Below are 12,154 nucleotides of genomic sequence, written 5' to 3'. Positions count from 1 at the left end.
CCGGGTAATAAAAAAGGCATTAAAGTGTTGATTCGCTTTAATGCCTTTTTTTGGATTAAATTTTTAAAGGCACGGTTAAGTCATCGAGTGGCAGTAGGTTTAGTGGCGCTGTAATATTGTAATTATGAACCATTTTTAGGCCTCGACGATTAAAATGTGCGTTAGGTTAGCCACTAAAAGCGCATTAGCTGCTATGTTGTTGCATGAATATTTAATCAAGGTTAATCCATCATGCACTCTTTTTTGCCTATTGGTCTTATTCGCGGGGCCAGCTTGGCGTTAACCGCACAGTTACTGGCAGCTTGCGGCGGTGGTGCCGATAGTGGCACACAATCACCTACCCCGTCATCTACAACTCAAAGCAGTACGAGTAGTGTTGTCATTAGTTCATCGGTGGCCTCTAGCTCAAGTGTCGTGGTTACACCATCGAGTACGGTGTCATCGTCATCAAGTATTACACCCTCTAGCGCAATGAGTTCGAGTGTTGTCATGAGCAGCTCGAGTGCCATGACCTCTTCGAGCGAAGCCTTACCTGTATGTACTGTTGCGGCTAATGGCGTAGCTTATTGCCAGCAAGGTGATTTAACCGATGCGGATGAAAATGGTGTTAAAGACGGCTGGGGCTGGGAAAACGATGCAAGTTGTATTGTATTGCACGGCGCTGGTGATGTGCCGCCGGGCAACTGCCGTATTGATACACCTGAAACAGGCGGCGGTACCTCGCCTGATCACATTATGTATAACGGCGAAAAAGTCTATTTAAGTGGCTTTAATGTGGCCTGGTTAGATTTTGCAGCTGATTTTGGTGCGGGCTTTAATGAAGCGAAGCTACGCGAAGCCTTGGTTGATGTAAGTAGCTCTGGCGGCAATAGTTTGCGCTGGTGGTTACATACTGACGGTTCAAAATCGCCTGAATGGGGTGATGTGAATGGCGTACAACAGGTTGTAGGCACAGGCGGCACAACCATTGCCGACTTACAAAAAGCCCTCGATATAGCCGCCGAATATAACGTCTATATTGTGCCAGCTTTGTGGTCTTTTGATATGCTGCTCGATAACAGCTTTCGTAAAACACCGACTCAAAATAATTACCAGCTTTTATCAAACGACGATGTGCTGCAATCTTATTTAGATAATGCGCTAGTGCCTATGGTAAAAGCGTTAAATAAACATCCGCAATTAATTGCATGGGAGTTATTTAACGAACCCGAAAACATGACGGAAACCTGGTTTAGAGAAAGGATGGAATTTTATGGTGGCCCTATACCTACTAAAGCGCAGCTACAGCGTACGCAAGCCAAAATGGCAGCCGCAATACACCGCGAAGCGATAGCCAATGGTGAAGTGGCTTTAGTGACCACAGGCTCTAAATCAATGGGCAAATACAACTCGGATGTGGCTGGCGGCAGTAATTGGTATAGCGATGAAGCGTTAATTGCTGCTGCCGATGGCGATATGCAAGCGACATTAGATTTTTACGAACCCCATTATTACAACAATGAAGGTCGCAACGGTGCTTGGTCGCCTTTTCATCATAAGGCAGATTACTGGGGTGTTAATAAGCCTATTGTTGTGGGTGAATTTTATGTCAAAGAAGCGCTAGATGTTTTAGGCGATAAAGTTGACAAAGAAGACTTATGCAAGCGCTTAGCCGATTACGGTTATGCCGGTGGCTGGCCTTGGCAGTGGAATGAAAACGCTAGCGGTCTAAAAGAATGTATCAGCCGTGTACCTTAGTACTTTATTAAGCGTTGAAGGTTAAAGCAAAAAGGCCGCTAATCGTTAGCGGCCTTTTTTATATCTGCAGATAAAGGTAATACGGTACTTTTGTGACTGCCCGTTTATTGTGCGTCCGCGTAAACGGCTTTTAAAATTACATCGGCACCGGCGGCTAATAAGCGCTCGGCGAGTTCTACGCCCATTTTTTCGCCATCGCTGGGTTTGCCGGTAATTTCGTCATAAATCACTTCGCTACCATCGGGGTTGGCGACTAAACCGCGCAACCATAAATGCCCTTCTTTTTGAATGGCGTAGCACGCAATAGGCACTTGGCAACCGCCTTCTAGGCGACGGTTTAATGCGCGTTCGGCGAGCACTTGCTCGGCGGTGGTGTCGTGGTGCAATGGGGTGAGTAAATCGATGGTGGTTTGGTCCGCCATGCGACATTCAATACCAACCGCGCCTTGACCACCAGCGGGTAGGCTTTGCTCGGGGCTGATAAACTGGCGAATGCGCTCGGGCATTTCTAGGCGCAGCAAACCGGCCGCGGCTAAAATAATACCGTCATATTCGCCAGCATCTAACTTGGCTAAACGGGTATTGACGTTACCGCGCAAAAATTTAATCGTTAAGTCTGGGCGCTTAGCTAGCAGTTGGCTTTGACGGCGCAAGCTCGATGTGCCAACAACACTGCCAGCAGGCAACTCATCAATGCTGGCGTAGGTACTCGATACCCAGGCGTCGCGCGGGTCTTCGCGCTCACAAATAGTGGTTAGGCCCAAACCTTCAGGGAACTCCATCGGCACATCTTTCATTGAATGAACGGCAATATCAGCTTCGTCATTTAAGAGTGCATGCTCCAATTCTTTGACAAATAAACCTTTGCCGCCCACCTTGGCTAAAGGCACATCTAAAATTTTATCACCACGACTCACCATCGGTACAAGCACCACGGTTAAATCTTTGTGAAGTGCCTCCAGGCGGGCTTTAACATGCTCGGCCTGCCAAAGGGCAAGGGCGCTTTTACGGGTTGCAATACGAAGTGTGTGTGTCATAAAGGGCCTTGTGTACATTACGGGTAAGGTATTGGGTCAGATATCGTGGCGCCCTTGGCGCAGTATCACACGATGATAGCAGAGCTGGACGAGGCGGTCAGGTTTGGGCTGCGTGAATGGGTATTTCATCCAAATAACAGTGAATATTGAGGCTTTTAATATAAGGTGTGGGGTCAATGCGCCTATCACCGCGCACCGGTTTACTTGCGCAGGGCGGGCCTGGGTTATCGCGCCATGTTATTTTAGGCAAGCTTGGGTCTTGGCTGACAACTACGCCTGAGACTGTAATTGCTTTACGGTGTATTTGTTTGTCTTCTTGCCATTTAATATTGGCGCGTAGTTGGTTGGGCAGTTGCTTTTGAATCACTAAGGGGGTTTGCTTGGGTAGCTGCCCCAGCAGGTAAAGGGCAACTTCTTTGGCTCGGGGGCTGGGTAATTCGTCGGCTAGCAGCAGGGCCTCTGGTTGTGTGATTTTAATAATAGAGGCGTGTTTTTTAGCCCACGTCCAGCTAATGGATTCGAGTTTTTTGGGTAAAATACGAATATTGGCATAGCAGCGTAATAAATCGACGCCACTAAAACCAATGTCTCTAAAGGCTGCTCTTAAAGACTCGCCCCTGCGGCCTTCTTCCTTTAATACGCGATCAATCAGTACATCAATACGTGTTTTGCCGTCTTTGCTTTCAAAGGCGCGAATACGCCCGACGGCTTTTTTAAAGGCCTGCTTTGTGTGGTTGAGCTGCTCGAGCAGCGCAATATTAGCAGGTGTGGCACATAGTAGGCCGGCATTAATGGTATCGCTTGCCGGCATGTGCGGGCTGATACTCAGCATGGTGTTAACCAGCGCTACGCGATTGGGCGATGTTATGTCGTTAGGTTTGGCCGGGTCAAAAAAAGGCCAGTCACTGTGCTGCAGCGCAGTATTGCACTGGTTTAATTGGGTTTGTAATTGCGTATATGTGCGCTGTAACTCTTGAAGCAGGGTAATCCACATGTGTAGCTCTTAAGCGGGTCTAGGGTTGAGGTCACGTTGTACTCCCGGTGGTGTGTAAGGTAGGTAAGCCAATCTAGGGTTAATGCGTGTCTCATAATTATCTTTTAAAGGTCTTTGATGGATCTTAGCTCAAAAAGTTCGATGACTTTTGGAGCTTAGCGCCGATGGAGTGCTTCACCGTCAAAATGCACGGCTGCCCAGCCGGTTTGCATAAAATTGCGAATATTGGCGTGATCTGTATTTTGAGGGTTTTGCAGCACATCGACACGGTAATAATCACCAAAGCAGGCCAGTGTTTGTGCCTGAGCAAAGGCTAATAACTGACACGACCCTTCGTTGGCCCCAGCCGCATTGGTTAAGCGGCCATTGGTAAATGCGGTGGGGGTATAGTGATAGTACTGTTTAATAATTGCCATTGTTTGTTGAAAGCTAATGGTGTGCGGTTGTGTGTTTAGCAGGGTTAAAAAGTGGGTCAGAGTCGACATATTGAGCCTTATCTTTACGGTGTAGTGAGTTTTTGATTAATATTAAAAATTAAAACAAACCGTGAAATATCGCGATTTATCCTGATTCGTAAAAGCAGCGGTAGAGCCTTATTTATGAACCATTTTTTTACAAATATGATAATTTCATGACAAAATATATTTATTTTTAATGTGCATATTAAATCGTGCGCAATAAAGCGGCTTTGCATGACAGGCATATTGCTTGCTGCATTGCCAATTCACTAGCGGGGTAATAAATTAAGAGGGCAGTATTTTTGAGTGCTTAAATTCCAAAAATGACACCCAGTAATGAATAAAAATAATGTCACTATTTAGCCAAGCGAATAAATCTCACCTCATGGGGTACTGATGGATTCACACCCAATTTCGGCAGCTCTGAATAGTGACAAAATAATAAAGGCGATGTTGATGAAGAAAATAACACTTTTTACCCTAGCGACACTGTTGGCTTGTCCCGTTATTGCTGATGTAGAGATAGAACCTGTCGATTATGCCTTAGAGTTACTGCAGGCTTCGTGCTCCGATTATGTTGCAGTGGCTGATCAATCAGTAGAAGCGAATGACTTAGCCCTGTACTGTTTGACTGCCGGTGAAGTGATTGCTATTCAGGCGGCGAGCTCTCCAGCGCAAGTTCAGCAGGTCAAAATAACATTAGAGCAATGGCGGCAAGACCTAGCACCTGCATTGGCGTTTCAATAAACGCAGGTGCCGTCTTATGAGTATTGCACTGTGTTATTGTTGAGTGCCAATACCTAGGCGCGCCAATTGCGCTTGAGCGGCCTTACCTACTTCGCCTTGATCGGTGGCGGCGGCTTTAAAGTAATTAGCAGCAGCGTTTTTATTGCTTTCTAGTGCTAGCTCACCCAAATAATAGTTAGCTTGTGCGGTAGGCAGTAGGCGCAAACTGGTACTTAAATATTTTTGCGCTTCGGCTTTTTTACCTAGCTCTTTAGCGCTTAAGCCTGCCATTAATTGCGGCAAAAAGTAGTTGGGGTTTTGCTGTACTGCTTTTGTAAAGGCGCTATAGGCTTGGCTGGGTTGTTTATTGGCTAATAATAATTGCCCGTAAGCGGTGTGAAATAAAGCTTCTTTAGGTTGCCTTTTAACAGCTTGGCTAGCCATGTCGAGGGCTTTATCCATTTGTTTATTATTGGCGTATTTTAAGGCTTGGGCGTGTAAATCATAGGCTACTTGATCTTTGCGTAGCTGCGCTGTTGCCTGTTGAAAGGCGGCTTTGTTGCGCACACCACTTTTACCACTCGCGTAGCGACTGTTGCGCTTTACGCGTTCGCCAGAAGGCGGATGACTGGCGAGTAGGTTACTCATAAAGTCGCCGTCGTTGCCGTTTTTAAGGGCTAAAAATTTTTCTTGTAGCTCTACAGCTGCTTGCGGGTGATAGCCGGTACGCTCCATGTATTTTACGCCGTATTCATCGGCCTCTAGTTCGTCATCGCGTCCATAGTGCGCATTTAATGCGCCGCTACCATATTGTGTGCCCATCATAATTAAGCCGCCGTATTCGGTTTGCTGAGCAACAGCGCCAAGGGCTTGTGTGCCCATGCCCAAAAGTGTTTGGCGAGTTTGCTGTGCGGCACTGTGGCCGGCGGCGGCATGCACGATCTCGTGGCCGATAACTGCTGCCAGCTGCGCTTCGTCATCTAGCATCACCAGTAGGCCACGATTAATGGCAATTTTGCCGCCAGGTAGAGCCCATGCGTTAGGGCTGCTATCGTTAAGTACAACAAATTCGTACGGTAAATCGGGCTGATCGCTCACGGCGGCCAGCCTCTTACCAATGCCGGCTACATAACGTGTTAGACCCGGATCGACAGTATATTGCCCGCCTTGCTGCTGTTGGTAAGGGCCGTAGTATTGCTCACCCATAGAGATTTGCTGGCTGAGCGGCATCAGCACTAACTCTCTTTCGCCAGTGACAGGGTTGACGGCTAAACAGCTAGCCAATAACAGTGGGCTGGCTATAGTGGCAGCCAAACGCGATAGCGTGAGGCCGTTAGCAAATAAGCGCATAGTGGCTCCTTGGTAAATAAATAAAGGGTGTTGACTAACGAAAACTGGCGCAAGTGTAGCAAAAGTCCACAAGGTAGGTAGCCTTGTGCGCACCAGATAGATTAATACACTCGCTAAGCGGCGGCTTTTTTGAGTATTGCTCTTGCGTTAATACCGCTGACATTAATAATGGCTCACCCGTGCGGGTAAAATTGAACTTAAGCGATGTTCGCCCGCCAAACCAGCCCTTGTAAGCTTTTAAAACGACTCTAGGCCAATCTATGCAAGCCAAATTTACACAAGGCTCTATTTTTAAACACGTAAGTGTAATGACTTTTGCAGCAACAGCTGGGTTGTTGTCGTTATTTTTAGTCGATTTGGTCGATATGTATTGGCTGAGCTTGCTCGGTGAAATCGAGCTGGCGGCGGCTATTGGTTATGCCGGTTCTATTTTGTTTTTTACAATTTCATTGTGCATAGGTTTATCGATTGGCTGTGGTGCATTGGTATCGCAAGCGGTTGGCGAAGGTAATACACACAGTACGCGGCAACTAATTGCGCACATATTTACGACCATTGTGCTGGCTACAACCCCCGTTGCGGCTGCTGTTTTTGTCTTTTTACCCATTTTGCTTGAGCAATTAGGTGCCACAGGGCGGGCGTTTGATTTGGCGTATGCTTACATGCAAATTATTGTGCCTAGTTTACCGTTAATGGCCTTGGCTATGGCCTGTAGTGGTGTAATGCGCGCCTTAGGGCACGCTAAAGAAGGTATGTATTTAACGCTTATTGGTGGTGGTGTGAATGCGGTTTTAGATCCGCTATTTATTTTTGGCTTGGACATGAATATTGAGGGCGCAGCTGTTGCTACGGTATGCGCACGTATTGCCATGTTGAGCTATGGATTGTACCGCGTGGGTAAAGCTTATCAGCTATTAGCTATGCCACATTGGGCGGGTTGGCTGGGCGATGCTAAGCATTACGGCTATACCGCTTTACCGGCAGTATTGACGAACCTTTCTACGCCGATAGGTGTGGCCTACATTACCGCCACGATGGCGCAATTTGGTGATAGCGCCGTCGCCGGCAATGCGATTATCAGCAAAGTGCAGCCGTTAATGTTTGCGGGATTATTTGCGCTTTCGGGGGCGGTTGGGCCTATTGCTGGGCAAAATTTAGGCGCTAAATTGTATCCGCGTATTATGCGTACTTTGCGCGATAGCTTACTATTTACCCTTACCTACTGCCTAGTGGCATGCCTTCTTTTATTTGCATTAACCGATGTTATTATTCAGCTATTTAATGTGGAAGGTGAGGCCGCGCAACTGATTCGCGCTTATTGCTATGGCTTAAGCCTAATGAGTTTATTTAATGGTATGACGTTTGTGACTAACGCGCTGTTTAATAATTTGCGCGTTGCGACCTGGGCAACAGGGTTTAACTTTGCTAAGGCGACGATATTTACTGTGCCTTTTGCTTACTATGGTGGCCAATGGGCAGGGCCTGTGGGTGTATACTGGGGGGTTCTTATAGGTGCGGCGCTTATTGGTATTGCCGGTACGGTTGCCGCTTATTGGAAAATCAAAAATTTACCCCACCAAACTTTATAACCTGTACGAGTTGAATTATGGCATCTCTTCAAGATCAACTGTTAAACGCTGGCCTTATTGATGGTAAAAAGGCTAAAAAAGCAAACAAAGAAAAACGTAAACAGGCCAATGTTGATAGGCGCAGCAAAGAGGTCAAGATAGACGAAGCCAAAGCGGCTGCCGAAGCAGCGCGTGCCGCTAAAATTGCCAAAGATAAAGCACTAAACCTGCAGCGCGAAGAGCAAGCACAGCAAAAGGCTATTGCGGCACAAATTAAGCAGCTCATACAAAATCACAGTAAGCCCAAGCTTGATAGAGACAGTAAAACAGAGGTGGAATATAATTTTACCGATGGCACGACAATCAAAAAAATGATGGTCTCCAGCAGTGTTCAGCGTCAAATTGTCAATGGTATTTTAACGATTACACGCTTAGAAGGCGCCTATCATTTAGTGCCGACAATGGTTGCCGACAAAATTGCGCAACGCGATGATTCGTTTATTGTGGTAACCAATACTGCGCCTGCTCAAGAGAAAGAAGCAGAAGACGACCCGTATAAAGATTATGTGATCCCTGATGATTTGATGTGGTAGAGCAAGTTTTGACGATGGCCTTGACGACTTAGGTCATGCCTAGGCTATGAACTTTGGAGCGTTGGTGTGGCTTTAGCAAAATGTTAGAGCCTGCTAATTATCGGTGTAGCTTGTTTTAGCTACGCCGATACCTATTAGTTACATCGATAACAGCTGTAATCACGAGTGTTCAGGCGGTGCGAGCTGATATGTCATGGCAATCGTTTGACTCTCTGATTGCCTGTAGATCACTGTCTTAAGCCGATATCGGGATCGCGAATAATATCGCCCTCGGTATCGAGTACGGCAAATTCTTTACTCTGAATATGCTGAATCACGGGGATGATATTATTCAAGTCGCTACGGCGAATAAAAGCGAGTTGCCAGCCAAAATATTCCATGGTCTGGAGAGCTTCCATTTGGGCATCGTTGAGGTATAAATCAATGCTTTCAGGGATGGGAGCAACACCTGTGCGGCGCTCGTCACTATCAAATGCTAAATTCTTGCTGTTTATTTTAACGGGGCTGGGTATTGTGTTTAACACTGCTTGTAACATCCTGTATTTCCTTGTGAGTAATTGTGGTTGCCTCCACAATCTTTGACGCCTTTAATGCTTTTGTCAAAAAGCATTTTGAAATAGCTAGTCATTATAACTATAACCAAATCGTATAATTTAGTATTTGAGGTAAAATCTTACACGATTGTCCATTATATCGCACGCTTTGGGTATATCTTAGCCACTTAAAGTGGTCGTTATTGTCTCTATGCGCTCATACTTTAGTGTGTTTTAGGCTTTTTACTTGAGGTTAGGGAACCAGTAGGTAAAGGATAAGGGCACTACAGAAGCTAATAGGTTGTTGGCGGTGGCGCCTTTCTTATCAGTGCCTATTAAGCTGATGCCTTGAGTGTAATTCCTTTTCAAGGATAGTAGAAAAGGCTTAGTGCTATTTTCGCATTGAATAAATGGCATTGGGCTTAGCTTTTTGGCATGAAAACCCCATGCAATAATCACCCAACTGAGTATCATGCGTGCGGGGTTTTATGCCTATATTGGCTAACTTGCTTAATTTAATTATTCACTCGTTAATTTATTGTGTCGGCTCATTACCATCGAGACGATGATTAATACTGCAAAAATAGCGCATGTTAAATTGAGTAAACGAATATTGGCAGGCTAGTTAATCTGTATGCTACTGAACCCCAGCAACTAGTCTGTTATTGCTTTTACTAATATTGCTTTTATTAATATTGCCCTGCCAGCAGTGTGATTCAGCGCTGTCATACCAATCATTGTCAACCGATGCCAACATTTATTCAAGGAGTATTACAGTGACCCAATCACTTGTCGTTCGCTATGCCAAAGGCGTTTTACGCTTTCGCTGGCTGATTATTACTGCCAGTATTATGGGGGTGATACTGGCAGGAGCCGGTGGTAAAAATCTCGCGTTTACCGATGATTACCGTGCTTTTTTTGCGAAAGAAAATCCTCAGCTCGAAGCTTTTGAGGCCATGCAAAATACCTATGATAAAAGTGATAATATTCTGTTTGTACTCACTCCAAAAGATGGCAAAGTTTTTACGCCTCAAACATTGAGCAGTGTGCAGTGGTTAACTGAACAAGCGTGGCAAACACCTTACTCAACAAGGGTTGATTCGATAACTAATTATCAGCATACCGAGGCCATCGAAGATGATCTGAATGTGGCTGATTTAATCTCTGAACCCAATGCGCTTAATATGGCGCAACTTCAAAAAATTAAAAAAATTGCCACCGAAGAGCCGTTGCTGGTACAGCGCTTGATTAATACTGATGGAAGTATCACAGCGGTCAATATTACGATTCAATTACCAGGTAAAACCCTGACCGAAGTCCCCGAAGCCGCAATTTTTGCCCGTGACTTAGCCAAGCAACTTAAAGCACAAGACCCCAACTTAGAAGTACGCTTGACGGGTCTGCTTATGATGAATGCCTCATTTGCCGAGGCAGCACAAAAAGATATGGCTACGTTGATTCCGCTGATGTTTTTGGTTGTCATTGTGGTGGTAGGGGTTTTATTGCGCAGCTTTAGTGCAACATTGAGTACATTTTTATTGATTATATTTTCTATTGTGGCTGCCATGGGCATTTTTGGTTGGCAAGGCCTTAAGCTAACGCCACCGACAGCCTCTGCTCCTATCATTATTTTAACTATGGCAGTCGCTGATGCAGTACATTTACTGGTTACTTTTTTATGGAATATGCGTAACGGCGAAACTAAACACAACGCTTTAATTGAAAGTCTACGCGTCAATATGATGCCTATTTTCTTGACGTCTGCTACCACGATTCTTGGTTTTTTAAGTATGAACTTTTCTGAGGTGCCTCCGCTAGCAGACTTAGGTAATATTGTAGCTGTGGGTGTGTTGTTGGCTTTTGTATTCAGCATTAGTTTTTTACCTGCGCTGGTGGCTGTTTTACCGATTCGCATTAAAGCGCAGACTAATTTTAGCCAAAAAAATACGGCTTTAAATAAACTCGGTCAATTAGTGATCCATAAGCGCAAGCCTTTATTGTGGGTCATGCTGGCGGTGAGTATATTTTTTACGGCATTTGTTCCTAAAAATGAAATCAACGATGAGTTTGTTAAATATTTTGATGAGAGCGTTCCATTTCGTGTTGATAGCGATTATGCGGCCAAGCATTTAATTAGCGCCTACACCATTGAATACTCTTTTAATGCGCAAGATGATGGGGGTATTGCGGAGCCCGCTTATTTACAGGCCGTGTCAAATTTTGTTGCGCACTTAAAAACCTACCCCGAAGTGAGCCATGTTAATACGTTTAGCGATACCATGAAACGGCTTAACAAAAGCATGCATGGCGATGATCCTAGTCAGTATATGCTACCTGATTCGCGTGAGCTTGCGGCACAATATTTATTATTGTATGAAATGTCTTTACCCTATGGTTTAGACTTAAATAATCAGATTGATGTGAATAAGTCTGCGACGCGTATTACTATGACGACTAAAAATTTAAGTAGCAATCAAGTACTTATGCTAGAGCAGTCTATTGAAAAATGGTTAAACAGTCATGTGCCAGATTACAAAGTCATGGCGGCAAGTCCTACTTTAATGTTTGCTCATATTGGTGTGCGCAATAGTCATAGCTTGTTGGGTGGTACTACCATTGCACTTATTTTTATTTCTTTTATTTTGATGGCAGCATTGCGCTCAATAAAAATTGGTTTAATTAGCTTGATTCCCAATTTGATACCAGCAGGCATTGCTTTTGGTATTTGGGGCATGGTCAATGGTCAAGTCGGTATGTCGGTTTCGGTGGTTGCGGGTATGACACTCGGTATTGTGGTTGATGATACCGTGCATTTTTTAAGCAAATATTTGCGAGCCCGCCGTGAAAAAGGGTTGGATGCACAGCAAGCTACGCTCTATGCATTTAATCAAGTAGGGCAAGCACTGGTGGTGACAACATTGGTTTTGGTTGCGGGCTTTATGATATTGGTATTATCGAGTTTTAAATTAAACTCTGATATGGGTTTGGTGACGGCTATTACTATTGCTGCAGCATTAATTATTGATTTTCTACTATTACCGCCATTGCTTATGGCACTCGACAAAAAGCCTTTAAAAGCGGTTGGTAAGCCACCCGCGCAAGCTATATCAACTCCAAACTCTGCGGTAGAACCTGCTTAATCACTCTGTAAGGATTTA

Annotated in this window: 10 protein-coding genes; 5 read left to right on the top strand and 5 right to left on the bottom strand. The window is 45.0% G+C overall.

Going from position 1 to position 12,154, the window contains the following annotated elements:
- Positions 1 to 231: 231 nt before the first annotated feature.
- The gene (locus AC438_RS13185) at positions 232 to 1,737 is read left to right on the top strand and encodes a cellulase family glycosylhydrolase (RefSeq protein ID WP_053981734.1); all 1,506 of its coding nucleotides are present in this window, start codon (positions 232 to 234) and stop codon (positions 1,735 to 1,737) included.
- A 104-nt stretch (positions 1,738 to 1,841) separates the two neighbouring features.
- Here the strand turns inward: AC438_RS13185 and hemC are convergent, their stop codons facing one another.
- From hemC to AC438_RS13170, 3 genes are all read right to left on the bottom strand, one after another.
- Positions 1,842 to 2,774 carry a hydroxymethylbilane synthase gene (gene hemC, locus AC438_RS13180; RefSeq protein WP_053981733.1) on the bottom strand — a complete coding sequence of 311 codons (933 nt, stop codon included), beginning with the start codon at positions 2,772 to 2,774 and terminating at the stop codon, positions 1,842 to 1,844.
- Between the two features lie 97 nt (positions 2,775 to 2,871).
- Positions 2,872 to 3,768 (bottom strand): hypothetical protein, encoded by an 897-nt coding sequence (locus tag AC438_RS13175; protein ID WP_053981732.1) that lies wholly within the window; start codon positions 3,766 to 3,768, stop codon positions 2,872 to 2,874.
- Positions 3,769 to 3,923: 155 nt separating this feature from the next.
- Complete coding sequence (locus AC438_RS13170) at positions 3,924 to 4,253, bottom strand: HopJ type III effector protein (protein WP_053981731.1); 330 nt, start codon at positions 4,251 to 4,253, stop codon at positions 3,924 to 3,926.
- 429 nt (positions 4,254 to 4,682) lie between these two features.
- Between AC438_RS13170 and AC438_RS13160 the strand changes: the two genes are divergently transcribed.
- Positions 4,683 to 4,973, top strand: a complete 291-nt coding sequence (locus tag AC438_RS13160) for a hypothetical protein (RefSeq protein WP_053981729.1) — start codon at positions 4,683 to 4,685, stop codon at positions 4,971 to 4,973.
- 33 nt (positions 4,974 to 5,006) lie between these two features.
- Here the strand turns inward: AC438_RS13160 and AC438_RS13155 are convergent, their stop codons facing one another.
- Positions 5,007 to 6,302 carry a M48 family metalloprotease gene (locus tag AC438_RS13155; protein WP_053981728.1) on the bottom strand — a complete coding sequence of 432 codons (1,296 nt, stop codon included), beginning with the start codon at positions 6,300 to 6,302 and terminating at the stop codon, positions 5,007 to 5,009.
- 260 nt (positions 6,303 to 6,562) lie between these two features.
- Here AC438_RS13155 and AC438_RS13145 point away from each other — a divergent pair, with 260 nt between their 5' ends.
- Both AC438_RS13145 and AC438_RS13140 read left to right on the top strand, forming a co-directional pair.
- Positions 6,563 to 7,891 (top strand): MATE family efflux transporter, encoded by a 1,329-nt coding sequence (locus AC438_RS13145; RefSeq protein WP_053981726.1) that lies wholly within the window; start codon positions 6,563 to 6,565, stop codon positions 7,889 to 7,891.
- 17 nt (positions 7,892 to 7,908) lie between these two features.
- Positions 7,909 to 8,463 carry a DUF2058 domain-containing protein gene (locus tag AC438_RS13140; protein ID WP_053981725.1) on the top strand — a complete coding sequence of 185 codons (555 nt, stop codon included), beginning with the start codon at positions 7,909 to 7,911 and terminating at the stop codon, positions 8,461 to 8,463.
- Between the two features lie 227 nt (positions 8,464 to 8,690).
- On the opposite strand, the gene AC438_RS13135 is transcribed toward AC438_RS13140, so the two are convergent.
- Positions 8,691 to 8,999, bottom strand: coding sequence for a hypothetical protein (locus tag AC438_RS13135; RefSeq protein WP_053981724.1), 309 nt, complete (start codon positions 8,997 to 8,999; stop codon positions 8,691 to 8,693).
- A gap of 773 nt (positions 9,000 to 9,772) precedes the next feature.
- On the opposite strand from AC438_RS13135, the gene AC438_RS13125 reads away from it, so the two are divergent.
- A complete protein-coding gene (locus AC438_RS13125; protein ID WP_053981722.1) occupies positions 9,773 to 12,136 on the top strand; it encodes an efflux RND transporter permease subunit in 2,364 nt (787 codons plus the stop codon).
- The last annotated feature ends 18 nt before the right edge of the window (positions 12,137 to 12,154 follow it).

Origin of the sequence: Marinagarivorans algicola (assembly GCF_001292705.1) — a bacterium.
In the GTDB taxonomy this organism is placed as follows: domain Bacteria; phylum Pseudomonadota; class Gammaproteobacteria; order Pseudomonadales; family Cellvibrionaceae; genus Marinagarivorans; species Marinagarivorans algicola.
The sequence above is the reverse complement of the archived record's forward strand: the minus strand, read 5'-3'. Positions and strand labels throughout refer to the sequence as shown.

Bases quoted from the DNA above. Each gene is read 5' to 3' on its own strand.
- AC438_RS13185 (WP_053981734.1), top strand. From the start codon at position 232: ATGCACTCTTTTTTGCCTATTGGTCTTATTCGCGGGGCCAGCTTGGCG.
- AC438_RS13160 (WP_053981729.1), top strand. From the start codon at position 4,683: ATGAAGAAAATAACACTTTTTACCCTAGCGACACTGTTGGCTTGTCCC.
- hemC (WP_053981733.1), bottom strand. From the start codon at position 2,774: ATGACACACACACTTCGTATTGCAACCCGTAAAAGCGCCCTTGCCCTT.
- AC438_RS13175 (WP_053981732.1), bottom strand. From the start codon at position 3,768: ATGTGGATTACCCTGCTTCAAGAGTTACAGCGCACATATACGCAATTA.
- AC438_RS13145 (WP_053981726.1), top strand. From the start codon at position 6,563: ATGCAAGCCAAATTTACACAAGGCTCTATTTTTAAACACGTAAGTGTA.
- AC438_RS13140 (WP_053981725.1), top strand. From the start codon at position 7,909: ATGGCATCTCTTCAAGATCAACTGTTAAACGCTGGCCTTATTGATGGT.
- AC438_RS13135 (WP_053981724.1), bottom strand. From the start codon at position 8,999: ATGTTACAAGCAGTGTTAAACACAATACCCAGCCCCGTTAAAATAAAC.
- AC438_RS13155 (WP_053981728.1), bottom strand. From the start codon at position 6,302: ATGCGCTTATTTGCTAACGGCCTCACGCTATCGCGTTTGGCTGCCACT.
- AC438_RS13170 (WP_053981731.1), bottom strand. From the start codon at position 4,253: ATGTCGACTCTGACCCACTTTTTAACCCTGCTAAACACACAACCGCAC.